The following is a 24616-nucleotide window of genomic DNA, read 5'->3' as shown; positions in this document are numbered from 1 at the left end:
ATGATGAGGCTAAAACAGACTCTGCTGGCGCTTACGCTGCTCGTCTTATCCCCCGCTCCGCTCTGGGCGAACTGTATCAAGGTGACCAGCACCTCTTCGCTCTCAGCGGAGGCGATTGCGGCGGGCTACACCGCCGCCTCCTGGACCGGCGCATGCGATACCTGCTCCGGCAATATCGGGCTGCCGTCGGTGATCAGCATCAACAGTGGTACCACTTTTCAGCCGGCGGGCACTCTGCTGGCCAGCGCCATGGGGTCGTTTCTCGCCGCCGCCAGCAACGCGCCCTATTCCCCCAACCAGATCCTCTTTCGCTGCGCGGCGGAGGACGCAGGCAGCCTGTATGAGATGTACGCCACTAACGGCGACAGCACCTACGCGGGCAAATACGTCAGCAGCGAAATCGACGGCGCCTACTACGACGTGGCGAAAAACGTCGCCGTGCGTATGACCAATCTCTCCACCGGCGAGTACTACAGCCGCTACTGGAAATCACGCCAGCTTACCGCCAGCAGCTGGTACAGCGACGGAACCTATATCTATATTCCGGCCAGCGCCTTCAGCAACGTGCTGTATGAGATGTTTAAAATCAGCTCCACCAGCTATTACGTCAGCGCCGCCAATCGCTATGTCGATACCTGGACGCAGCCGCGCGGCTATATCGCCTTTAAAGGCCCAGGGTTAAGCACCGACAGTCTGGCGGACGGCCAGGATAGCGCGACTAACTGGAACGGCTGGTACACCTATTGGCCCGGCGCCTGGAGCACCTATAAAAACGTGACTTACGTGCGCGGTGCGCTGTGCGAGGTGAAAGACTATCCGTCAGTGGTGCTGCTTCCAACCATCAGCGTCGGCGCGCTCGCCGCCGGCAACAGCAGCCAGGCGCCCTTCAGCGTGTCGGTGCAGTGCGAGTCGGGCGCGGTTTCCAGCACCGCCACCTCAACCAGCAGCTCGGCCAATGTGTCGATGGGTTTTCTGGTCAATCAGCCTCACGCCGTCGCGCAGGCGACTCAACTGGGGTTGACCACCTCCGGCGGCGGCCTGACGTGGCTGCTCGATACCCGCTACGGCAGCAGCGGCGTCGCCTCGGGCGTCGGCATCAAAATCTATGACGCCAACGGCGCCGCTATCAACCTGCTGCCCGATCTCTCGACCACCGGCACGGGAAACAGCCGCGGCTGGTATGCCTATAAAGATTTAACCTCGCTGGTCTCTTCCGGCGTGAGCGATATTTACAGCGGCGATTTTATCGCTTCCCTCGAAGCGATAAGCGGACAAACAATTACAGCAGGAACGGTGAATGCGCAGTTACAGGTCGTGGTCAGTTTTCAGTAAGGCGCTGGCGCTTATCGCTCCGCTGCTGGTTTTTCAGGCGCAGGCAGTGGTCAACGTGGATAAAACGCGTCTTATTTTCAACGAAGGTGAAATAAGCCAGACGCTCAACCTGAAAAACGGGCAGGAAAATCCGGTTATCGTGCAGATATGGAGCGACGAGGGAGACATGATGCTTTCGCCCGATATCAGTAAAACGCCGCTGATCGCGCTGCCGCCCGTGGTGAAAATGTACCCGGGCGAGCTGCGTGCGGTGCGCATTATGCTGACCAGCAAAGCGCAGCTCGCGCCCGACAAAGAGAGCCTCTACTGGCTGAACATTTATCAGATTCCGGCGCTGGCGAAATCGTCGGAGAAGGCGGAGAGAAAAGTCGTTCTGCCGCTGCGCATCCGGCTGAAGATCTTTATCCGGCCGGCCGGCGTAGCCGCCCCGCGTGCCGAAGAGGTGCAAAAGCTGCGTTTCGTCGCGCAGGGCAATTCGCTGAAAATAGAGAATCCGCAGCCCTGGTTTATGAATATGCGGCTGCGCGTCGGCGATAAGCTGCGCGTAGATGACGTGGTGGTTGCACCGCAGTCTCAGCAGACCATTCCGCTGACCGCACCCCTTACGCCCGGCGAGAAGGTCAGCTTCGAGGTGTTGAACGATAACGGCAATCCGGTGCGCTACCTGGGGGCGATCACCGCCTCCTGACCAGTATGCAGCTCATCGCCGCCGCGCAAAGACAGACAGGCGCTGGCGCAGGCGAAGCAAGAGTGGAAAGTGGCAATAAAAAAAGGGTGAGGCTTGCGCCTCACCCTTTTTTCGCAGCAGACGAATTACACTTCTTCGCTGTACTGCGGCACCGGATTACGGAAGCTGCGGGTGACGAACGCGAGGTAAACAATCCCCACGGCGGCCCAAATCAGGCCCAGCACCATCGAGCTCTCTTCCAGGTTAATCCACAGCGCGCCAACCGTCAGCGCGCCGAGCACCGGCAGCACCAGATAGTTGATATGGTCGCGCAGCGTGCGGTTACGCTTCTCGCGGATCCAGAACTGGGCGATCACCGAGAGGTTAACAAAGGTAAAGGCCACCAGCGCGCCGAAGTTCACCAGCGCTGTCGCGGTCACCAGGTCGAAACGGATCGCCATCAGCGCCACGGCGCCGACCAGCAGTACGTTCAGCGACGGCGTACGCCATTTCGGATGGATATAGCCGAAGAAGCGCTCCGGGAAGACGCCGTCACGGCCCATCACGTACATCAGACGCGACACGCCGGCATGCGCCGCCATACCTGATGCCAGCACGGTTACCACCGAGAAGATCAGGATGCCGAATTGCAGCACATGGCCCGCCACGTACAGCATGATTTCCGGCTGCGACGAATCGGGATCCTTGAAGCGCGAGATATCCGGGAAATAGAGCTGCAAGAAGTAGGAGGCCACGATAAAGATCAGGCCGCCGATCAGCGCCGTCAGGAAAATCGCGCGCGGAATAGTGCGCTCCGCGTCTTTGGTCTCTTCCGACAGCGAGCTGATGCCGTCAAAGCCCAGGAACGAGAAACAGAGGATAGTCGCGCCGGTAATCATCGGCACCACATGGGCGTCTGGGGACCAGAACGGCTGCGAGCTGGTGAGCGTGCCCGCGCCTTCGCCGTGCGCCACGCCGTAAATCACCATGCCGGTAATCCCGATCATCACCACAACCTGCAGCACCACGATCACGCTGTTAAAGTTGGCCACGGTTTTAATGCCGCGCAGGTTGGACATCGTCATAAAGGCCACCAGCAGCACCACGAAGATCCATGACGGAATGCCCGGCACCAGCGCTTCGAAATAGTTTTTCGCCAGCAGAATGTTGATCATCGGCATGAACAGGTAGTCCAGCAGGGATGACCAACCGACCATAAAGCCGACGTGCGGACTGATCGCCTTCTGAGCGTAGGTATAAGCGGAGCCCGCAGATGGGAAGCGGCGTACCAGCTTACCGTAGCTTACGGCGGTAAACAGAATCGCAATCAGCGCAAAGGCGTAGGCGGTGGCGACGTGACCGCTGGTCAGACCCGACACGATACCGAAGGTATCAAACAGGGTCATCGGCTGCATGTAGGCAAGGCCAATCATGACGACCGGAAGCAGGGTCAGAGATTTTTTCAGGTGGGCACGCTGTGGTGCTGAGGTATCAAGCGACATGTTTCAGACCTCCCTGAGCTGCAACCTGACTGGATTGCATCACGGGAGCGAGGAAGGCGGCGTTATGAGCCTGCGCGGCGCCGTAGTCATCACGGAAACGAGAGCCAGCGCGGGCTGGCTGAATGAATAACATCCCCATCTTTGTATCCTCAGTTCGTACGCTTGCGCGTTTTTTAACGTGTATCTATCCGGGCGCGCCCGGCCTCATGCGAATCGGTTAAGTACATGCAAAAAAAATAACCGAGGCTCTTAAAAGCATCGGTTATATTCGGAATTTTGCAGGCCGCGTATTTTGCCCCAAAACGCGGGAAAAACACAAGACCTGCTGATAAGTATAGCGACTTTTTTCTCAGGCGTTTTTGAGCATCCAGTCGATCTCCGTGGCGGTGACCAGCCGCTCGAACTGCATCATCTCGTGGCGCTTACAGCTGTGCCACACCGCGCCGAAACGCTCGCCCAGCAGCTTTTGCAGCGGAAAGCTGCTTTCAAATTCGAACAGCGCTTCGCTCTGACGCACCGGCAGCGGGATGCCTTCCGCCTCATGACCGTTGCCCTGAACCGGCTGCGGCAGCGGCAGCGCGGTATCCAGACCGTGCAAAATACCCGCCAGAATCGCCGACATCACCAGATAGGGGTTGGCGTCCGCGCCTGCGACCCGGTACTCGACGCGGTGGTTCTCCACGTCGCCGCAGGGGATGCGCAGCGCCACGGTGCGGTTGTTGTGGCCCCACGACGCCTGCAGCGGCACGTAGGCGTCCGGCACGAAGCGTCGATAGGCGTTGACGTTGGGCGCCAGCAGCGCCATCGAGGCGGGCATCAGGTCGAGCATGCCCGCCAGCGCGCGCTTCAGCAGCGCCGAGTCGCTGCCGTCATCGGCGGCGAAGGCGTTGTGATCGGCGGCGTCCAGCATGCTGATATGCACGTGCATGCCGCTGCCCGCGTACTCTTCATAGGGTTTGGCCATAAAGGTGGCGGTCATGCCGTGGTTCTCCGCCACCTGACGGATCAGCCTTTTAAGCTGTACCGCGTGGTCGCAGGCGCTCAGCACGTCGCGGGTATGGTGCAGGTTGATCTCAAACTGGCCGGGCGAGGCTTCCGCCAGCGCGCCGTCGGCGGGAATGTTCTGCTGGCGCGCCAGCGCGTCGATATCGCGCAGCACCGCGCCGAAGTGATCGAGATTATCCACCGAGTAGACCTGGCTCTGCATATTGCGTTCACTGCTGCCAGGCGCGCACGGCGGCTGAATATAGCCCTCGGCGTCGCGGGCCTTGTCAACCAGATAGAACTCCAGCTCTACCGCTACCACCGGAAAGAGTCCTCGGTTGCGCAGCTGCTGCCACAGCCGGTTCAGGACATTGCGGGGTTCAACGTCAAAGGGAGTGCCATCTTGGTTGCACATGGTCAACAGCAGCTGAGCGATGCGCGCAGGATCGGAAGCAGAGGGAACTAAGGTGCCGGGAACCGGTATGCAGAGGTTGTCAGGTTCGCCAAGAGATTGCCCGAGGCCAGCTTCTTCGACGGTATTGCCGAGGATATCCATAGCGAAAACCGAGGCGGGGAAATAACACCCTTTTTCCAGCTTCGCCAGCGCGGCTATCGGGATGCGTTTGCCGCGAAAGACGCCGTTTAAATCATTTAATAAAATATCGACATACTGCGTTTCAGGATGGCGTTCCAGCCAGTTTTTCACTTCAAGCTGGAACGCGCTGGTTCGTCTCTCTTCACTGTGACGCGTGAAGTCTTCTACTTCCACGAGGTTCGTCATATCCCACCCGCCTTCTACCGTTGATTGGTTTGCGCAATGCTCAAAATAACAGCCACTCCTCTAACATAGCGCCAACACAAAAAGTGTGCAAATGTAACAAATCTGTTTGAGAAACAAACAGCGCATTGCTAGATTGAAAAAATATTGCACGCTTTTTACCCGCTGCGGGCCCGATCGGTGAATTTTTTGAACGGCGAGTCGAGGAATGAGATGGGCATTATTTTTAACAACCCTTTGATCGGCGTAGCGATGTGCCAGATTGATCACGATGGCCATCTCACTCAGTCGGTGCATAACAAATATCTGACGGCGATAACCCAGGCGGGCGGCGTGCCGCTTGCCCTGCCACAGCAGCTCTGTGCGACGCCTCATCTGCTGGAGCAGGCGCTGGCGACGCTCGACGGCGTGTTGCTCACCGGCAGCACCAGCAATATCGAACCCTGGCACTACGGCGAAGCGGGCAGCGAGCCGCACGCCGATCCCGGCCGTGACCGGCTCGCCTTCGCCCTGATTACCTGGGCCACCAGCCGCAGGATGCCGCTATTCGGCATCTGCCGCGGCATGCAGGAGCTGGTGGTAGCCAACGGCGGCGCGCTGTGGCGCGATCTCGACCAGCGTAAAACCGGGCTGCCGCATCATGCAGAGGCGACGCTACCGCTGAGCGAGCAGTACGCCCCGGCGCACGACATCTTTCCCGAAGCGGACGGCCTGCTCGCCTCTCTGCTGGGCGGCGAGGCTATCCTGGCGGTCAATTCGCTGCATCATCAGGGCATCCGTGAAACGGGGCCGCAGCTGCGCATCGAGGCGCGCGCGCCGGACGGCCTGATCGAAGCGGTCAGCCTGCGGCACCATCCGTTCGCCCTGGCGGTGCAGTGGCATTCCGAATGGCAGCCGGAACAGAACGACGCCTCGCGCGCCCTTTTCGCGGGGTTTATCCATGCCGCACGGCACTATCACGAGGAAAAATCACCATGAACGATGCCGCTCTGGCGCCTGGACGACGCTTATCGCAAATCCGGCAAGAGTTGGGATTGTCTCAGCGCCGCGCCGCTGAACTGTCAGGTTTAACCCATAGCGCAATCAGCACCATTGAACAGGATAAGGTGAGTCCGGCGGTCAGCACGCTGCAAAAGCTGTTAAAGGTGTATGGGCTGTCGCTGTCGGAGTTCTTCTCCGAACCCAAACACCATGACGCGCCAAAGGTGATCGTCAGGCCAGAAGATCTGGTGGAGATCGGCAGCCAGGGCGTGTCGCTGAAGCTGGTGGATAACGGCCAGGCGAAGCGCTCGCTCGGCATGCTGCTGGAGACCTATCAGCCCGGCGCCAGCACCGGCGAAAAGCTGCGTCATCCGGGCGAAGAGACCGGGACGCTGCTGGAGGGAGAGATCACCCTGGTGGTCAACGGACAAAGCTACCACCTTAACGCGGGCGAAAGTTATGTGATCGATACCGGGCTGCCGCACAGCTTCACCAATCTCTCGGCGCAGCCCTGCCGTATCGTCAGCGCCCATACGCCCGCTAATTTCTGACGCATTCGCAGGCAGGAGGTTGAGATGAAACATGTTGAAAGCTACTACGCGGCGACCGCCAACGACCATACGCCCTGGCCGACGCTGCAGGAGAGCATCCAGTGCGACGTCTGCATCATCGGCGCGGGCTTTACCGGCCTTTCCGCCGCGCTCTACCTCACCGAGGCGGGCTATGACGTGGTGGTGCTGGAGGCGGCGCGCGTCGGCTTCGGCGCCAGCGGGCGCAACGGCGGACAGGTGGTCAACTCCTACAGCCGCGACGTGGACGTCATCGAACAGCGCTACGGCAACGAGAGCGCGCGCATGCTCGGCAGCATGATGTTCGAGGGCGCGGAGATAATACGCGACCGCATCGACCGTTACGCCATCGCCTGCGACTACCGGCCCGGCAATATCTTCGCTGCGCTTAACCCGCGCCAGATGAATCATCTGCGTCGCCAGCAGCGGCTGTGGGAAAAGTACGGCAACCAGGATCTGGAGCTGCTCGACGAGCGCGGCATCCGGCGCGAAATCGCCACCGAGCGCTACGTCGGCGGCCTGCTGGATCGACGCGGCGGCCACCTGCATCCGCTCAATCTGGCGCTGGGCGAAGCCGAGGCGATCCGTCGTCACGGCGGGCGCATCTATGAACGCTCCGCCGCGACGGCGCTGACCTACGGCGCGCCCAATCGGGTGAAAACCGAGCACGGCGAGGTAAACGCCACCTTCGTGATTTTCGCCGGCAACGCCTATCTGCCGTCGCAGCTGGAGCCGCGCCTGACGCGCAACAGCATGGCGTGCGGATCGCAGATCCTCGCCAGCGAGCCGCTGAGCCGCGATCGCGCGCTGGCGCTGCTGCCGAATAATCACTGCGTCGAGGACTGTAACTATCTGCTCGACTATTTCCGCCTGACGGCGGATAACCGGCTGCTCTACGGCGGCGGCGTGGTCTACGGCGCGCGCGATCCCGGCGACATCGAGGCGCTGATCCGCCCCAAACTGCTGCGCACCTTTCCGCAGCTGCGCGATCTCGCCTTCAGCTACCGCTGGAGCGGCAACTTCCTGCTGACGCTGTCACGGCTGCCGCAGTTCGGACGGCTGGAGAATAACGTCTATTTTATGCAGGGCGACAGCGGCCACGGCGTCACCTGCACGCACCTTGCCGGCAAGCTGATTTGCGAAGCGCTGCGCGGCGATGCGGAGCGCTTCGACGCCTTCGCGAAGCTGCCGCACCTGCCCTTCCCCGGCGGACGGCGCTTTAAAGTGCCGCTGACCGCCATGGGCGCCGCCTGGTATGCGCTGCGCGACCGGCTCGGCGTCTGAGCGGCGACTATTCCAGCGGCATTTTCGCCGGATCGTCGTAGCTGTAATCGAACCCCAGCTCGTTGCAGATGCGCGAGCCGTCAATCAGCTTGCCGGTGTCGCTGGACGCTGAGGGCAAAAAGGTTGGCGGCGTCAGGCCCAGCTGGCGCGAGACGGCGGGATAAAAGGTGGCGCGCGACGGATGTTTCGGCGCGCAGAGGTTATAGACGCGTCCGCCCTTCGGCGTCTGCAGCAGCAGGATAATCGCGCTGACCACATCATCGAGATGCACCAGATTGACGCCGTGCGCGCCATTCTCCAGCCCGGTTTTCCCCGCCAGAAAGCGGCCGGGATGACGACTCGGCCCCACCAGCCCCGCCAGCCGCAGAATATCGACCTGCGTGCCGGGCAGATCGTGCAGCCAGCTTTCCAGCGCGGTCAGGGTCTTGCCCGCCACCGTCTCCGGCTGCAGCGCGCTGTTTTCCTTCATTACGCCGCTGCCGCTGCCGTAGACCGAGGTAGAGCTGGTGAAGATAATGCGCGGCACCTGCTGCGCCAGCGCGCTGTCCACCACGTTCTGCACCGCCTGCATATAACTTTCGCCGCCTTCCGCCGTGCGGCTGGCGGGCAAGGTCACTACCAGCGCGTCGACCGCCAGCAGCAGGGCGAGATCCTCGGCGTCGCACTCGATTTCCGGCGTCAGCCGCAGCTGCACCGCGTCGATGCCGCAGCGGCGCGCCGCCTCGACGCCATCCAGCGTGGTTTTGCTGCCGGTAACCTGCCAGCCGCGCGCCGTTAGCGCCAGACCCAGCGGCATGCCCAGCCATCCCAGACCGATAATTGCGACCTTTTTCATATTAACTCCTGCGCTTGACTCACTGCCCTCCATCTTAGTGCGCCGCGCCGCCGAACCGCAAAGGGTAAAAAAGGGTTGCGCATCGCCGCTATCTTCGCTAGGTTAATCAACACGCAAATGAATACTCATTCAGCAACGGAATTTATTATGACACGCGTTCAGTTTAACCATCATCACCACCATCATCCTGACTAGTCTTTCAGGCGATGTGTGCTGGGAGACATTCAGATCTTCCAGTGGTGCGAACGCAAAGAGAACCCCCGGAAGATCGTCTTCCGGGGGTTTTTTTATGGGCTGGCGCAATACCTTTTCAGACAGGAATGAAACAGAGGACAGGACCGATGTTAGATAACAAGCGAATTCGCATAGCTATGCAGAAATCTGGCCGTTTAAGCGATGACTCACGCGAGCTGCTGGCGCGCTGCGGCATTAAAATCAATCTGCAGCAGCAGCGTCTGATCGCCTTCGCAGAGAATATGCCGATCGATATCCTGCGCGTGCGCGATGACGATATTCCCGGTCTGGTCATGGATGGCGTGGTGGATCTCGGCATTATCGGCGAGAACGTGCTGGAAGAGGAGCTGCTGACGCGTCGCGCGCAGGGCGAAGATCCGCGCTACTTTACCCTGCGCCGTCTGGACTTCGGCGGCTGCCGCCTGTCGCTGGCGATGCCGGTAGATGAAGAGTACACCGGTCCGCAGTGCCTGAATAACGCCCGCATCGCCACCTCCTATCCTCACCTGCTGAAGCAGTACCTCGACAAAAAAGGCCTTAACTTTAAACCCTGTATGCTGAACGGCTCGGTGGAAGTCGCGCCGCGCGCCGGCCTGGCCGACGCGATTTGCGACCTGGTGTCGACCGGCGCCACGCTCGAGGCCAACGGCCTGCGCGAAGTAGAAGTGATCTACCGTTCAAAAGCGGTGCTGATCCAGCGCGACGGCGAGATGGCGGCGGAGAAGCAGGAGCTGATCGACAAGCTGATGACCCGCATTCAGGGCGTCATCAAAGCGCGCGAATCGAAATACATCATGATGCACGCGCCGAGCGACCGTCTGGAAGAGGTGATTCAGCTGCTGCCCGGCGCCGAGCGTCCGACCGTGCTGCCGCTGGCGGGCGATCAGAGCCGCGTGGCGATGCACATGGTCAGCAGCGAAACCCTGTTCTGGGAAACCATGGAAAAACTGAAAGCGCTGGGCGCCAGCTCGATTCTTGTGCTGCCCATTGAAAAGATGATGGAGTAAGCCATGTCCTTTATGACCCCCGTCGAATGGCAGCAGTGCAGCGAGGCGCAGCGTCAGGCGCTGCTGCAGCGTCCGGCTATCGCCGCGTCCGACGCCATCAGCGCCACGGTGCGCGAGGTGCTGGATCAGGTGAAGCGTCACGGCGACGCGGCGCTGCGAGAGTTCAGCGCGCGCTTCGACAAGGCGCAGGTAGAGGCGCTGCGCGTCACGCCCGCCGAGATCGCCGCCGCCGGCGCGCGACTCAGCGACGACCTGAAGCAGGCGATGGCCGTTGCGGTCGCCAATATCGAAACCTTCCACAACGCGCAGCAGCTGGCGACGGTGGATGTCGAGACCCAGCCAGGCGTGCGCTGCCAGCAGATCACCCGGCCGGTACGCTCGGTCGGCCTCTATATTCCCGGCGGCTCCGCCCCGCTCTTCTCTACCGTGCTGATGCTGGCGACCCCGGCGCGCATCGCCGGCTGCGGCCGCGTGGCGCTCTGCTCGCCGCCGCCCATCGCCGACGAGATCCTCTATGCGGCGCAGCTGTGCGGCGTCGAAGAGGTGTTTCAGGTCGGCGGCGCTCAGGCGATCGCCGCCCTCGCCTTCGGCACCGAGAGCGTGCCGAAAGTCGATAAGATCTTCGGGCCGGGCAACGCCTGGGTCACCGAGGCGAAACGCCAGGTAAGCCAGCGTCTCGACGGCGCGGCGATCGATATGCCCGCCGGTCCGTCGGAAGTGCTGGTGATCGCCGACGAAGGCGCGACGCCCGCTTTTGTCGCCTCCGATCTGCTGTCGCAGGCGGAACACGGTCCCGATTCGCAGGTGATCCTGCTGACGCCGTCCCTGACGCTGGCGCAGCAGGTCGCGGAAGCGGTAGAGGCGCAGCTGCAGGCGCTGCCGCGCGCCGCCACCGCGCGCCAGGCGCTGGCGAGCAGCCGCCTGATTGTGACGCGCGACCTGGAAGAGTGCGTAGCGATCTCCAACCAGTACGGCCCGGAACATCTGATTATTCAGACGCGCCAGCCGCGCGATCTGGTCGATTCCATCACCAGCGCCGGGTCGGTTTTTCTCGGCGACTGGTCGCCGGAGTCGGCGGGCGATTACGCCTCCGGCACCAACCATGTGCTGCCGACCTACGGCTACACCGCTACCTGTTCCAGCCTCGGCCTGGCCGATTTTCAGAAGCGCATGACGGTACAGGAGCTGACGCCGCAGGGCTTCCTCAACCTTGCCGCCACCATTGAGACTCTGGCCGCCGCCGAACAGCTGGAGGCGCATAAAAACGCCGTTACCCTGCGCGTCGCCGCGCTGAAAGAGGAGCAGGCATGAGCCGCAATATTGAAGAGCTGGCGCGCGACAACGTGCGCGCCCTGACGCCCTACCAGTCCGCGCGCCGCCTCGGCGGCAACGGCGACGTCTGGCTCAACGCCAACGAATTTCCGCTGCCGGTACCCTTTGAGCTGTCGCAGCAGACGCTGAACCGCTACCCGGAGTGTCAGCCGAAGATCGTGATTGAGCGCTACGCCGCCTACGCCGGGCTACAGCCGGAACAGGTGCTGGTGAGCCGCGGCGCCGACGAGGGCATCGAGCTGGTGATGCGCGCCTTCTGCGAGCCGGGCAAAGACGCCATTTTGTTCTGCCCGCCGACCTACGGTATGTACAGCGTCAGCGCAGAAACCATCGGCATTGAGTACCGCACCGTGCCCGCCCTGGAGAACTGGCAGCTGAATCTGCCGGCTATCGCCGAACAGCTCGACGGCGTGAAAGTGGTCTATATGTGCAGCCCCAACAACCCGACCGGCAATCTGATCGATCAGGAGGATATCCGCGCGCTGCTCGACATGACCGCCGGAAAAGCGCTGGTGGTGGCCGATGAAGCCTATATTGAATTCTGTCCGCAGGCGACGCTGAGCGGCTGGCTGAAAGATTATCCGCATCTGGTGATCCTGCGCACGCTGTCGAAGGCGTTTGCGCTCGCCGGCCTGCGCTGCGGCTTTACGCTGGCGAATAAGCCAGTCATCGATCTGCTGATGAAGGTGATCGCGCCCTATCCGCTGGCGACGCCGGTCGCCGACGTTGCCGGTCAGGCGCTGAGCGAGCAGGGCATCGCGCTGATGCGTCAGCACGTCGCCGAGCTGAACGCCAGCCGCGCCTGGCTGCTGGAGCAGCTGCCCCAGATCGGCCTGGTGCAGCAGGTCTTCCCGAGCGAGACCAACTATATCCTGGCGCGCTTCGCTGATTCGCCTGCGGTGTTTAAATCCCTGTGGGATCAGGGCATTATTCTGCGCGACCAGAACAAAAATCCGGGCCTTGCGGGATGCCTGCGCATCTCAATCGGCACGCGTAAAGAGTGCGAGCGCCTGATCGCCGCGTTACAGGCTTTATCTGTGGAGAGAGCATGAGTCAGAAGACCCTTTTTATCGATCGCGACGGCACCCTTATCGCCGAGCCGCCTGAAGATTTTCAGGTAGATCGCCTGGAGAAGCTGGCGTTTGAAGCCAACGTCATCCCGGCGCTGCTGGCGCTGCAGAATGCCGGCTACCGGCTGGTGATGATCACCAACCAGGACGGGCTGGGCACCAGCAGCTTTCCGCAGGCGGATTTCGACGCCCCGCATAACCTGATGATGCAGGTGTTCAGCTCGCAGGGGATCCATTTCGACGACGTGCTGATCTGCCCGCACAAGCCGGAAGATAACTGCGACTGCCGCAAGCCGAAGACCAAAATGGTCGAGGCCTGGCTGGCGGAAGGCGCCATCGACGTGGCGAACAGCTATGTGATCGGCGACCGGCTGACCGATATCCAGCTGGCGCAGAATATGGGCATCCAGGGCATCCGCTTCGGCAGCGAAGGCGAGGACTGGAGCGCGATTCAGGCGCGCCTGACCAAACGCGACCGCCATGCGCTGGTCAACCGCAATACCAAAGAGACGCAGATTCGCGCCGAGGTGTGGCTGGACCGCGAAGGCGGCAGCAAAATTAATACCGGCGTTGGATTCTTCGACCATATGCTGGACCAGATCGCGGTGCACGGCGGCTTCCGCATGAATATAGAAGTGAAAGGCGATCTCTATATCGACGATCACCATACTATCGAAGACACCGGACTGGCCCTCGGCGAAGCGCTGCTGAAGGCGCTGGGCGACAAGCGCGGCATCGGGCGTTTCGGCTTCGTGCTGCCGATGGATGAGTGTCTGGCGCGCTGCGCGCTCGATATCTCCGGCCGTCCGCACCTGGAGTTCAAGGCGGAGTTCAGCTATCAGCGCGTCGGCGATATGAGCACCGAGATGGTCGAGCACTTCTTCAGCTCGCTCTCCTACGCCATGATGAGCACCCTGCATCTGAAAACCAAAGGCAAGAACGATCACCATCGCGTGGAAAGCCTGTTTAAAGCTTTCGGCCGCACCCTGCGCCAGGCGATCCGCGTTGAGGGCAACACCCTGCCCAGCTCGAAAGGAGTGCTGTAAATGAACGTGGTGATCCTCGATACCGGCTGCGCCAACCTGTCGTCGGTGAAGTGGGCGGTAGAGCGCCTTGGCTACACGCCCGACGTCAGTCGCGACCCTGACGTGGTGCTGCGCGCCGACAAGCTGTTTCTGCCGGGCGTCGGCACCGCGCGAGCGGCGATGAACCAGCTGGAAGAGCGCGATCTCGTCGACCTGATCAAAGCCTGTACCCAGCCGGTGCTCGGCATCTGCCTCGGCATGCAGCTGCTCGGCAGCAGCAGCGAGGAGAACGGCGGCATCAGTACCCTCGGCATTATCGACGCCGAATGCGGACTGATGGACACGCACGGCCTGCCGCTGCCGCATATGGGCTGGAACCAGATTACCGCCCAAGCGGGCAATCACCTGTTTCGCGGCATCGACCAAGAGAGCTACTTCTATTTCGTGCACAGCTACGCCATGCCGGTCAACGCCAGCACCATCGCCCAGTGCGATTATGGCCAGCCGTTCACCGCGGCGGTGCAGAAAGATAACTTCTTCGGCGTGCAGTTCCACCCCGAGCGTTCCGGCAAAGCGGGCGCGCAGCTGCTGAAAAACTTCCTGGAGATGTGATGATTATCCCCGCGTTAGATTTGATTGACGGCAAAGTAGTGCGTCTGCATCAGGGCGATTACGGCCAGCAGCGCGACTACGGCAGCGATCCGCTGCCGCGCCTGCAGGATTACGCCAGCCAGGGCGCGACGGTGCTGCACCTCGTGGACCTGACCGGCGCGAAAGATCCGGCGCAGCGCCAGATTCCGCTGCTGAAAACGCTGCTGAACGGCGTTGACGCCGTGGTGCAGGTCGGCGGCGGCATCCGCACGCGCGACGACGTCAGGGCGCTGCTGGATGCGGGCGCCAGCCGCGTCGTCGTCGGCTCCACGGCGGTAAAAGCGCCGGAAGAGGTGAAAGCGTGGTTCAACGAGTTCGGCGCCGAGGCGATCGTGCTGGCGCTGGACGTGCGCATCGACGCGGCGAACCGCAAAGAGGTTGCCATCAGCGGCTGGCAGGAAGCGGCCGGCGTCACGCTGGAAGAGGTCATCGCCTGGTTTGCGCCGGTCGGTCTGAAGCATGTGCTCTGCACCGATATTTCGCGCGACGGCACCCTGAGCGGCTCCAACGTCGCGCTCTATCAGGAAGTGACCGCGCGCTATCCCGACATTGCGTTTCAGTCCTCCGGCGGCATCGGCGGCATTGAGGATATCGCGGCGCTGCGCGGCAGCGGCGTTAAGGGCGTGATCGTCGGACGCGCCCTGCTTGAAGGTAAATTCACGGTTTCGGAGGCTATCGCATGCTGGCAAAACGCATAATACCCTGTCTTGATGTGCGCGACGGCCAGGTCGTCAAAGGCGTCCAGTTCCGCAATCACGAGATTATCGGCGACATCGTGCCGCTGGCGCAGCGCTACGCGCAGGAAGGCGCGGACGAGCTGGTGTTCTACGATATCACCGCCTCCAGCGACGGCCGCGTGGTCGACAAAAGCTGGGTGTCGCGCGTGGCGGAAGTGATCGATATTCCCTTCTGCGTGGCGGGCGGCATCAAAAGCGAAGAGGATGCGGCGCGTATTCTCGAGTTCGGGGCCGACAAAATCTCCATTAACTCCCCCGCGCTGGCCGATCCCGAGCTGATCACCCGCCTGGCGGATCGCTTCGGCGTACAGTGCATCGTGGTGGGCATCGATACCTGGTTCGACGAAGCCACCGGCAAATATCACGTTAACCAGTATACCGGCGACGAGGCGCGCACCCGCGTGACCCAGTGGGAAACCCTGGAGTGGGTGCAGGAGGTGCAGAAGCGCGGCGCAGGTGAGATCGTACTGAACATGATGAACCAGGATGGCGTGCGCAACGGCTACGATCTGGTGCAGCTGAAAAAAGTGCGCGACGTTTGCAAGGTGCCGCTGATCGCCTCAGGCGGCGCGGGCACCATGCAGCACTTTCTTGACGCCTTTGAGCAGGCGAACGTCGACGGCGCGCTGGCCGCCTCGGTGTTCCATAAGCAAATTATCAATATCGGCGAGCTGAAAAGCTTCCTGAAAGAGAAAGAAGTGGAGATTCGCGCGTGTTAACCAGAGAACAGCTGGCCCAGCTTGACTGGGTCAAAACCGAGGGCATGATGCCCGTTATCGTGCAGCACAACGTCTCCGGCGAAGTGCTGATGCACGGCTATATGAACCAGGAGGCGCTGGCGAAAACGCTGAGCGACGGCAACGTCACCTTTTTTTCGCGCACCAAACAGCGTCTCTGGACCAAAGGCGAAACCTCCGGTCATTTCCTTAAGGTGGCGAGCATTACGCCGGACTGCGACAACGATACGCTGCTGGTGCTGGCGAACCCCATCGGGCCGACCTGCCATCGCGGCACCTCAAGCTGCTTTTCGCCCGCCGCACCTGACTGGGTGTTTTTACATCAGCTGGAGCAGCTGCTGGCGTCGCGCAAAAGCGCCGATCCCGCCAGCTCCTACACCGCGCAGCTCTATGCCAGCGGCACCAAGCGCATCGCGCAGAAAGTCGGCGAAGAAGGCGTCGAGACTGCGCTGGCGGCAACGGTGAACGATCGCTTTGAGCTGACCAATGAAGCCTCCGACCTGCTCTATCATCTGATGGTGCTGCTGCAGGATCAGGATCTCGACCTCAGCGCCATCATCAACAATCTGCGCGCGCGGCATAAATAGCGGCGCGCCATGCTGCTCAACATCGGTACAGGTGCAGGATGTTGAGCAGCACGGTTCTCTTTTCGTTTCAGGATCCGGTATGACCACCCATGAAAAATTGATTGCCCTGCTGGAACAGCATCAGGCGCGCTATCAGCTGATGAGTCATGAACCGACCGGCAAATGCGAAGCGGTCGCGGCGATCCGCGGTACCGAGGTCGGCCAGGGCGCGAAGGCGCTGGTGTGTCACGTTAAGGGCAACGGCGTCAAACAGCATGTGCTGGCGGTGCTGCCGGCCGACCAGCAGGCAGATTTAGCCAGAGTGGCGGACGCGTTGGGCGGCCGACGCGCCTCGCTCGCCAGTCCGGCTGAGGTCGATACGCTGACCGGCTGCGTGTTCGGCGCCATTCCGCCCTTCTCGTTTCATCCCGATCTCAGGCTGGTGGTCGATCCGCTGCTGTTTGAGCGCTTTAGCGAGATCGCCTTCAACGCCGGACGGCTCGACAGGTCAGTGGTCTTGAACACGGAAGATTACCGCCGCCTCTGCAATGCTAACGTAGTGAAAATAATCCAGTAATTGTCATCGCGATCGCTGGCAGGTACTCTGCTTTATTCAACATCACGATAAAAGAAGAGACTATGACCACTCCCGCTTTCTCCCGTCTGCGCGCCGCGCTGATGACCGCCGTACTGGCAGGCTGCGCCTTTGGCGCTCAGGCAAAAATCGAACAGGTACGCTTCGCCGTCGATCCGACCTATCCGCCGTTTGAATCCAAAACTCCGCAGGGCAAGCTGGTCGGTTTCGATATCGACCTGGGCAACGCCCTGTGCCAGCAGATGCAGGCGAAGTGCGTCTGGGTGGAAAGCCAGTTTGACGGCATGATCCCGGCGCTCAAGGCGCGTAAATTCGACGCTATCCTGTCCGATATGGGCATCACCGAAGAGCGCCTGAAGCAGATCGACTTTACCGTGCCGCTCTATGACACCCATACGCAGCTGATTGCACGTAAAGGCTCTGGCCTGCTGCCGACCGCCGAGTCGCTGAAGGGCAAAACCGTCGGCGTCGAGCAAGGCACGGTGCAGGAGCGCTACGCGCTAGCCAAATGGCAGCCGTTCGGCGTTAGCGTGGTGCCTTACGGCGATCAGGCGCAGGTAGAGAGCGACCTGGTGTCTGGACGGCTTGATGCGGTCTTCACCGATGCGGCGCAGGCGGCGATCGGTTTCCTGAAGCATCCGCAGGGCAAAGATTTCGAGCTGGCCGGCCCGATTGTGCAGGATCCGATTATCGGTCCAGGAACCGCAATCGGCCTGCGTAAAGGCGACAGCGAGCTGAAGACCGCGCTGGACAGCGCCTTCGCCGAAATCAAAAAGAACGGCACCTTCGACAAGATTCAGAAACACTATTTCGAGACCGATATTTCCATTCAGCAGTAGTCTGAGGCGACCCGAGTGGTCGCCCGCTTTGATTCGGCACTATACTTTTCTTCATTTCCTGGGCGCAGTTGCGCCCGCTTCTAAATGACAGGACAATCAGCGCCCTATGCATCAACAACATCATCCCCTTCTCAGCGCCTCGCTGGGCACTCAGCGCGAAATCGTCAGCTTCCACTTCGGCGAAGAAAAATATAAACAGGTCTATATTCAGGCCTCGCTGCACGGCGACGAGATCCCCGGCATGGCGGTCGCCTGGTTTCTGAAGCAGAAGCTGATGGCGCTGGAGTCCGCTGGCAGGCTGCGCGCCGGCTTTACGCTGGTGCCGGTGGCCAATCCGCTGGCGCTGAGCCAGCACTGGCACGGCACCCATCTGGGACGTTTTCACAGCGAGTCGGGCCAGGACTTCAACCGTCGTTTTCCAGCGCTGGGCGAGAAGCTGGCGGCAGAGCTGGCGGGATCGCTGACGCCGAACGAAGGCGACAATAAACGGCTGATCCGCGACGCTATCGATCGCCATTACCGTGATGTGATTGCCAAAACCGAACTGGAAGCGCAGCGCTTTACGTTGATGCGTATGGCAAGCCAGGCAGATTTGATGATTGATTTGCACTGCGACTGGGAAGCCCTGACTCACCTCTACACCACGCCGCACGCCTGGCCAGATATTGAGCCGCTGGCGCGCTGGCTCGGCAGTGAAGTGCAGCTGCTGGCGCAGATTTCCGGCGGCGAGCCGTTCGACGAAGCCTGCTGCGAACCCTGGCTGACGCTGGCGCAACGCTTCGGCGACCAGTATCCGATGCCGCGCGGCCTGCTGCCGGTGACGCTTGAGCTGCGCGGCGTGCGCGACGTTGATCCCGATCAGGCTGAGCAGGATGCGGAGGCGATTATCAATGCGCTGCGCGAAAGCGGCTATATCGCGGCGGAAAGCCCGACGGTGTCGGCGGAAGTGGCGGCGCCGGTCATTGGCGGCGACGAGCTGGCGCTGGTGACGGCTAATGCCGAGGATATCGCCGGCATGACCGAGAGCAGTGCGGCGGCCAGTGCGCTGGAAGCGGTGGACATCCCGGAAGAAAGCGGCGTGATTAAGCAGCGCCATACTGAAGGCGCCGGCGCGGTTTCCCCTGCCCTTAAACATCCCGCTACGCCGCTGGCTGGCTGCGAGTATATTCGCTCGCCGGTATCGGGGCTGATTCTGCATCGCAAGAAGCTGGGCGCGCATATCCGTCCGGGCGAAGTGGTGGCCGAGGTGGTAGATCCAGTAACGGACGTTATTACGCCGCTGGTAGCGGAGTTCGGCGGCGTGCTTTATGCGCGGCACTGGACGAAGTTTGCAACGGCGGGAATGCTGGTGGTCAGGCTGGCGGGAGAAGATGAGGTGAGGAGCGGGGATTTGCTGGTGGGATGAAAAAAAGGCTTCCGGAAGGAAGCCTTTTTATTGTTTAGTCCAGCCACTCGGTGTGGAACACACCCTCTTTATCGATGCGCTTATAAGTATGCGCGCCGAAGTAGTCGCGCTGCGCCTGAATCAGGTTGGCAGGCAGCACTTCTGAACGATAGCTGTCGTAGTAAGCGATAGCGGCAGAGAAGGTCGGCGTCGGGATACCGTTCTGCACGGCATAGGCCACGACGTCACGCAGCGCCTGCTGGTATTCGTCAGCAATGTTTTTGAAGTATGGCGCCAGCAGCAGGTTGGCGATATTGGCGTTTTCTGCATAAGCATCGGTAATCTTCTGCAGGAACTGCGCGCGAATGATGCAGCCAGCGCGGAAGATTTTAGCGATTTCGCCGTAGTGCAGATCCCAGTTGTACTGCTCGGAAGCGGCGCGCAGCTGAGAGAAGCCCTGTGCATAGGAGACGATTTTGCCCAGATAGAGTGCGCGACGCACCTTCTCAACAAATTCCGCTTTGTCACCGGTAAAGGCCTGGGCCTGCGGGCCGCTCAGTACTTTAGAGGCGGCAACGCGCTGCGTTTTCAGCGAAGAGAGGTAACGGGCGAATACGGATTCAGTGATCAGCGACAGCGGTTCGCCGAGATCCAGCGAGCTCTGGCTGGTCCACTTGCCGGTGCCTTTGTTAGCGGCTTCATCCAGAATGACGTCAACCAGGTAGTTACCCTCTTCATCTTTCTTGGTGAAGATATCCTTGGTGATGTCGATCAGGTAGCTGCTCAGCTCGCCGTCGTTCCACTCGGTGAAGGTTTTCGCCAGCTCTTCGTTACTCAGACCCAGCGCGCCTTTTAACAGCGCATAGGCTTCTGCGATCAGCTGCATGTCGCCATATTCGATGCCGTTGTGCACCATCTTCACATAGTGACCAGCGCCGTCCGGACCAATGTAGGTCACGCAGGCTTCGCCATCTTCGGCGCGGGCAGCGATTTTATCCAGGATTGGCGCAACCAGCTCATAAGCTTCTTTCTGACCGCCAGGCATGATAGACGGGCCTTTCAGCGCGCCCTCTTCACCGCCAGAAACACCGGTGCCGATGAAGTTAAAGCCCTGCTCAGAAAGCTCTTTGTTACGACGGATGGTGTCTTTGTAGAAGGTATTGCCGCCATCGATCAGGATATCGCCTTTGTCGAGGTGCGGGGTCAGGGAGGCAATAGTTTTGTCAGTTGCTTCACCCGCCTGCACCATCAGCAGGATGCGGCGCGGTTTCTCAAGGGACTCCACAAACTCTTCGATGGTGTAGTAAGGCGCCAGTTTTTTGCCCTGGTTCTCGGCGATGACTTCATCAGTCTTTTCGCGAGAGCGGTTGAAGATAGAGACGGTGTAACCGCGGCTTTCAATGTTGAGAGCCAGATTACGTCCCATCACTGCCATACCTACAACGCCGATCTGTTGCTTGGACATTATTTACTCCTGTCTGAGGTCTCGCAAGGTGTTACCCGTAACACCAACTATACGCGATTGACATATTAACCTAACAATAAGCAGCATAGGTAGAAAATGATGCTTTAGGTAAATGATTTTGAAGGTGATATATAAATAGGGTCATTAGCGCTCAAAAACACCTGGAAATCATAATGTAATATGCAAGTCAAAAGGATATCTTTTTAGGATTCTAAAAAAGCCATGACATAAATACTATCTTAAAAGCAAACAATCGAAAAAAAATTTTATTTTTATTTAAACAGTGGTTGAAGCATCAACTTCAATATTTAAAATCAAAGTTTATAATTTAGCAAAAGAGACTGTATTTCTTTTAATTTATATTGACGCTCAGATAATGTAGCAGAATCAAAGGGCTCAACTTCAATCCCATATAAATCTTTTGCATTAACTAAAAGTGTAGAATAAACGCCGGAAAGTATTTTTATGTTTTTTGCATTTTTTAATAAAAAAACATCAGATGTCGGGGAATCATGCTCTATATACTTAAAGTTAATTTCATTAGAAGATCTCAAATAGTGAAGTAAGTTTTCATCTACTGAAAACCTGGTGTGCCCTAATAAAATAACATTATAGCCTTTTTTAGAAAAATTCTTAATGACATTAAAATACTCTTCTATCATTAATAAATTATGATTTTCATCGGGAAATCCGCCATGCCCAATAATAACGACGTTATTATTTCCTTCAATTAAGGGCACTCTATAACACCTGCTTATAACTTCAAGCTTTTCAATAACCTTGCTTATTTTAACTGGCAGAGAGTTAAGTTCATATTTTTGGTTATAGATATAAGGATGTAAACAAAAATAAAAGTCGCCGGACAAAAACTGATCATTATAAAACTGATAATAGCTAGTCAAACCTTCTTCATAGTAAGAATAATTTTCAGAAGGGAAAGCGGAAGTAATTGTCAGAAACATTTCAGGGAAAGGCGAAAAGACAACATCAAAAAAATTTACACTATGCGTATAATTTATTTTTGATGCATAGAAATCCTCATGATTTATAAAGTCAATATTTTTCCATCTGTGCAATCTATTAGCCCATAATCGATTACTATCCACTGATTGCCGATCGATTGTTATTAATAAATAGTCTTCATATTGCAAATTATCTTCGCTTGCAATGACTGATGCTAATAAAGTTGAATAGAAACCTGTCGAAATAAAAAGTCTTCTTTTCATAAATCAGCCTTTATTTAACGCATCTGCGTAAAAATATATTTAACAAACTTAAGTGTTTTTATTATGACTGAATAAAATATTTTATTATATCTTATTTTAGATATAATTTTACTACGTGCATAGTCATCATCGAATACTGCTTTTATGTGTTGATTTTGGCGGGCATTATAATCTAAGGAGTACTGCTGATTATTAGCGAATGAATCATGTAAAAATAAATATTTAGAATTAGTTATTTTATTTTTATTCCATTGAAATATTTTAGGATTAATATAATTACTTTTTATCGTTAACTGATATAGAGAAGTCTCCATTTTGTGAAACACAAATTTATCACTCGCTCTTATAAGATAATCCCATACAGGAAAATCACATCTAGTTTCTTTTAAATAACCAATTTTGTTTTTTATATTTTTAGGAAATAAAAAAGATAAGGAGCTTATAGTCGGTCTATTTAAAACATTATTTAATGAAATAAATTCATCATTAGAGGGGTGATTTTTGATTCCAGCTAACAATGGTCTTTTCAAGAAGGTAAATTCATAATTTATCATTACTTGAGAGTAAAATAATTCAGGGTTATCTTCTGAATAATTTTCTGCAACATACGTAAAATAATCTTCATTTATTCTATCAAATTGCTCAATAAATATTATGTAATCACCATTAGCAATTCTAAACCCAACATTCATTGCAGTCGCATAACTTTTACAGCTGTCTATATACAAAATATTAATATTTTGATGATGTCCGGAAAAGTGTTTACTTTTGAATTCGGACAGGGCTTGTTTATTCTCTTCAGAAGAGATAATTATCAATTCCCAGTGAGGATAAGACTGGCGAACTAACGAATAGAAAGTATTCTCAAAATGGACAAATTTATCAGTTAGAATTGTTACTACTGAAAATAAAATTCGTTTATTATCATTCATACCAATGCTCAAAAGCGGCGAATAATCGCCGCTCAGTTTTAGAAGTTGATTTTCAGCTTTCGTAAAATTTTGGCAATAAGTCTTTTATTAATTTAAGTTTTACCCCAAATACTTTCACTAAAATAAACCCGCCGTTAATTTTATAGGTTATTTTACCAGCATATTTCTCAATTATTTTATCTTGAGAACTCATCGGTGCATGTGGATTAAGCTTGCGATATCCCCAATAATAATCTTTTAATGGGTGAACACAAGTTAACGTCCATGGTTTTCGCCTGTCTGTGAAATGTAAGATGCCGATGTCTTGCACCGCTTCTGATTCTTGATTAGGACTATATTTCCTTTCCAAATCATTAGCTGTAAACATTCTACTATTAACATTCCATTTTAAGGGAAGAATTTTTGTTTCATTCTTAAAAGTAATGTTTAAAATATCTTGATCCTGAAGACTTATTTCTCGGTTATTGATGTAAAAATTTATCATGTAATCAATAAATACATCTTCATATTTTTCGCGAATTCTCTGCAAATCAAAAACAATCATACCCGCATTAAAGTAGTTGTTATCTGCCCCAAGTAAAAGACGCCGGGATTGTAAAACACCACCTTCATCGAGTGAAGCGCCAATGCATTTACCTTCGAGAGGCTCTAGCCATAACTTCGCAATATCATCAAGACAGATCATATCGGAATCTAAATAAATAACCTTATTTACACTTGGTAAAACTTTGTGTATTACCAAACGATAGTATGTATTTAAAGAAATATATGACCGATTAAGAGGTACTGATACAAAAAGCTCGGGATCAATTTCAACAAAATCGATAGAAATATTCGATTTTATATTAGTTTTTAAAAGTGTTCTTTTCTCATCTGTTAAATTTTTATCACAAAGAATATGAAAATTTATTTTTTGCTTAGGATGTGCATTGTCAACAATAGATTCGATTGTAGCACTAGCGTGAGCATAATAGCGATCATCAAAAGACATACAAATGTTTATAGGTTCAGCAAGTAATTTTTTTTCTTCTTTCTTTTTACTTTCAATTCTATAAACAATATCTTCTAAATTCAATTTTGGTGATTCAGCTAGATACATCAACCCTGCAGTTCGTACTTTGATATTTTTGTAAGCACGTCTAGCGTATAATACATACGCATTTACAAGTCTTTCTGCAATAAAACCCCAGATTCTGGATTGATACGAATCATAATTACTAATATCTATTCTAGATTCAGCTTCTTCTAATACCCCAAAAAGAAACTCACAATATTCATTGTAATATTCCCGTTTCATTATAGCGATATTCGCAAAAAAACATGAGGTTGAATACATTGACTCTAACAATGGTAAGTAAAAGTGCGGATACTTCTCCTTAACAATTTCGGCCACGATGTCTAGATCTTTACGATAGTGGTCTAAAGCATATTGATCATAGTTCGACATGATTTTCCAGGGTAATCCGACAGGATGAACGTTCCACACGGGCCCTGTTATAATATCTTGTTCACCGCAAATAGCTTTAATATGCTCAGGATCCAGCTTATGTTCCTGAACAATCTCTTCATCGAGCTTATTAATGACATCATAATCCCCATGAGATTTAAAAGAGAGATACCTTCTATAGTGCATTAAACCATAGTAATCAGCATCGTCATTTTTCCAGGCCCAATAGATAGCAGTTAGTTCGCACCAAGATTTATTTTTATGAGATATATTATCTCCTGTATCATCACCAATACAATAATCAAGTTTATTATCAGATAAAGCGCGTCCAACCTGAATTGGAATTATACATTCGTTCTTAATATATGGTGAACTCTTATGATGACAAACATAAATTTTGACATTAGGATTAGATGACACGTCGAACCTCTAAATAG

At 55.9% G+C, this 24616-nt stretch carries 24 protein-coding genes and 1 other annotated feature; of the genes, 17 read left to right on the top strand and 7 right to left on the bottom strand.

Features of this window, described 5'->3' with window-relative positions; genetic code table 11:
- Positions 1–3: 3 nt before the first annotated feature.
- Both stbD and B3229_RS20475 read left to right on the top strand, forming a co-directional pair.
- Positions 4–1332, top strand: coding sequence for a fimbrial usher protein StbD (gene stbD, locus B3229_RS20480; RefSeq protein WP_376747150.1), 1329 nt, complete (start codon positions 4–6; stop codon positions 1330–1332).
- Complete coding sequence (locus tag B3229_RS20475) at positions 1298–2020, top strand: fimbrial assembly chaperone (RefSeq protein WP_286873945.1); 723 nt, start codon at positions 1298–1300, stop codon at positions 2018–2020. The genes stbD and B3229_RS20475 overlap by 35 nt, the downstream gene beginning before the upstream one ends.
- Before the next feature lie 125 nt (positions 2021–2145).
- On the opposite strand, the gene B3229_RS20470 is transcribed toward B3229_RS20475, so the two are convergent.
- The gene (locus tag B3229_RS20470; RefSeq protein WP_033750099.1) at positions 2146–3501 is read right to left on the bottom strand and encodes an APC family permease; all 1356 of its coding nucleotides are present in this window, start codon (positions 3499–3501) and stop codon (positions 2146–2148) included.
- A gap of 349 nt (positions 3502–3850) precedes the next feature.
- Positions 3851–5266, bottom strand: coding sequence for a glutamine synthetase family protein (locus B3229_RS20465; RefSeq protein ID WP_286873941.1), 1416 nt, complete (start codon positions 5264–5266; stop codon positions 3851–3853).
- 210 nt (positions 5267–5476) lie between these two features.
- On the opposite strand from B3229_RS20465, the gene puuD reads away from it, so the two are divergent.
- From puuD to B3229_RS20450, 3 genes are read left to right on the top strand one after another with little or no spacing between them, the layout of a single operon-like run.
- A complete protein-coding gene (gene puuD, locus B3229_RS20460) occupies positions 5477–6241 on the top strand; it encodes a gamma-glutamyl-gamma-aminobutyrate hydrolase (RefSeq protein WP_286873939.1) in 765 nt (254 codons plus the stop codon).
- Positions 6238–6795, top strand: a complete 558-nt coding sequence (puuR, locus tag B3229_RS20455) for an HTH-type transcriptional regulator PuuR (RefSeq protein ID WP_048785982.1) — start codon at positions 6238–6240, stop codon at positions 6793–6795. The genes puuD and puuR overlap by 4 nt, the downstream gene beginning before the upstream one ends.
- Before the next feature lie 24 nt (positions 6796–6819).
- Positions 6820–8097 carry an NAD(P)/FAD-dependent oxidoreductase gene (locus tag B3229_RS20450; RefSeq protein ID WP_286873936.1) on the top strand — a complete coding sequence of 426 codons (1278 nt, stop codon included), beginning with the start codon at positions 6820–6822 and terminating at the stop codon, positions 8095–8097.
- A 7-nt stretch (positions 8098–8104) separates the two neighbouring features.
- Here B3229_RS20450 and B3229_RS20445 read toward each other — a convergent pair whose 3' ends face one another.
- A complete protein-coding gene (locus B3229_RS20445) occupies positions 8105–8932 on the bottom strand; it encodes an SDR family oxidoreductase (RefSeq protein WP_286873933.1) in 828 nt (275 codons plus the stop codon).
- Positions 8933–9079: 147 nt separating this feature from the next.
- Between B3229_RS20445 and hisL the strand changes: the two genes are divergently transcribed.
- The 12 genes from hisL (at position 9080) to B3229_RS20385 (ending at position 19130) form a co-directional block, all read left to right on the top strand.
- Positions 9080–9127 (top strand): his operon leader peptide, encoded by a 48-nt coding sequence (gene hisL / locus B3229_RS20440; RefSeq protein ID WP_100396937.1) that lies wholly within the window; start codon positions 9080–9082, stop codon positions 9125–9127.
- Positions 9103–9223 (top strand) — a sequence feature (His leader region). Its footprint overlaps the gene before it by 25 nt.
- 50 nt (positions 9224–9273) lie before the next feature.
- Positions 9274–10173, top strand: coding sequence for an ATP phosphoribosyltransferase (hisG, locus tag B3229_RS20435; protein ID WP_033791514.1), 900 nt, complete (start codon positions 9274–9276; stop codon positions 10171–10173).
- Between the two features lie 3 nt (positions 10174–10176).
- Entirely contained in the window at positions 10177–11484 is a 1308-nt protein-coding gene (gene hisD, locus B3229_RS20430) for a histidinol dehydrogenase (protein ID WP_286873930.1), read from the top strand.
- Positions 11481–12557, top strand: coding sequence for a histidinol-phosphate transaminase (gene hisC / locus B3229_RS20425; protein WP_286873927.1), 1077 nt, complete (start codon positions 11481–11483; stop codon positions 12555–12557). The genes hisD and hisC overlap by 4 nt, the downstream gene beginning before the upstream one ends.
- Positions 12554–13621 carry a bifunctional histidinol-phosphatase/imidazoleglycerol-phosphate dehydratase HisB gene (gene hisB / locus B3229_RS20420; RefSeq protein ID WP_286873924.1) on the top strand — a complete coding sequence of 356 codons (1068 nt, stop codon included), beginning with the start codon at positions 12554–12556 and terminating at the stop codon, positions 13619–13621. The genes hisC and hisB overlap by 4 nt, the downstream gene beginning before the upstream one ends.
- Positions 13622–14212, top strand: a complete 591-nt coding sequence (gene hisH / locus B3229_RS20415; RefSeq protein ID WP_286873921.1) for an imidazole glycerol phosphate synthase subunit HisH — start codon at positions 13622–13624, stop codon at positions 14210–14212.
- Positions 14212–14949, top strand: coding sequence for a 1-(5-phosphoribosyl)-5-[(5-phosphoribosylamino)methylideneamino]imidazole-4-carboxamide isomerase (hisA, locus tag B3229_RS20410; RefSeq protein WP_048784157.1), 738 nt, complete (start codon positions 14212–14214; stop codon positions 14947–14949). Before hisH ends, hisA begins: the two co-directional genes overlap by 1 nt.
- Positions 14931–15707: an imidazole glycerol phosphate synthase subunit HisF gene (gene hisF / locus B3229_RS20405; RefSeq protein WP_286873919.1), complete on the top strand. Its 777-nt coding sequence runs from the start codon at positions 14931–14933 to the stop codon at positions 15705–15707. Before hisA ends, hisF begins: the two co-directional genes overlap by 19 nt.
- A complete protein-coding gene (gene hisIE, locus B3229_RS20400) occupies positions 15701–16312 on the top strand; it encodes a bifunctional phosphoribosyl-AMP cyclohydrolase/phosphoribosyl-ATP diphosphatase HisIE (protein ID WP_286873916.1) in 612 nt (203 codons plus the stop codon). The genes hisF and hisIE overlap by 7 nt, the downstream gene beginning before the upstream one ends.
- A gap of 79 nt (positions 16313–16391) precedes the next feature.
- Positions 16392–16868 carry a YbaK/prolyl-tRNA synthetase associated domain-containing protein gene (locus B3229_RS20395; RefSeq protein WP_048784165.1) on the top strand — a complete coding sequence of 159 codons (477 nt, stop codon included), beginning with the start codon at positions 16392–16394 and terminating at the stop codon, positions 16866–16868.
- Positions 16869–16930: 62 nt separating this feature from the next.
- Positions 16931–17725: an ABC transporter substrate-binding protein gene (locus B3229_RS20390; RefSeq protein WP_286873912.1), complete on the top strand. Its 795-nt coding sequence runs from the start codon at positions 16931–16933 to the stop codon at positions 17723–17725.
- A gap of 106 nt (positions 17726–17831) precedes the next feature.
- Positions 17832–19130, top strand: coding sequence for a succinylglutamate desuccinylase/aspartoacylase family protein (locus B3229_RS20385; RefSeq protein WP_048784169.1), 1299 nt, complete (start codon positions 17832–17834; stop codon positions 19128–19130).
- 34 nt (positions 19131–19164) lie between these two features.
- On the opposite strand, the gene gndA is transcribed toward B3229_RS20385, so the two are convergent.
- The 4 genes from gndA to B3229_RS20365 form a co-directional block, all read right to left on the bottom strand.
- The gene (gene gndA, locus B3229_RS20380; RefSeq protein WP_286873908.1) at positions 19165–20574 is read right to left on the bottom strand and encodes an NADP-dependent phosphogluconate dehydrogenase; all 1410 of its coding nucleotides are present in this window, start codon (positions 20572–20574) and stop codon (positions 19165–19167) included.
- A 314-nt stretch (positions 20575–20888) separates the two neighbouring features.
- Positions 20889–21800: a polysialyltransferase family glycosyltransferase gene (locus B3229_RS20375; protein ID WP_286873905.1), complete on the bottom strand. Its 912-nt coding sequence runs from the start codon at positions 21798–21800 to the stop codon at positions 20889–20891.
- 14 nt (positions 21801–21814) lie between these two features.
- Positions 21815–22732, bottom strand: a complete 918-nt coding sequence (locus tag B3229_RS20370) for a glycosyltransferase (RefSeq protein ID WP_286873903.1) — start codon at positions 22730–22732, stop codon at positions 21815–21817.
- A gap of 52 nt (positions 22733–22784) precedes the next feature.
- Positions 22785–24599, bottom strand: a complete 1815-nt coding sequence (locus B3229_RS20365) for a DUF4422 domain-containing protein (RefSeq protein WP_286873901.1) — start codon at positions 24597–24599, stop codon at positions 22785–22787.
- Between the last annotated feature and the right edge of the window lie 17 nt (positions 24600–24616).

Source organism: Pantoea sp. UBA5035 (genome assembly GCF_002415245.1).
Classification (GTDB): Bacteria; Pseudomonadota; Gammaproteobacteria; order Enterobacterales; family Enterobacteriaceae; genus Pantoea; species Pantoea septica.
This window is presented reverse-complemented; position numbering and strand designations above follow the sequence as displayed.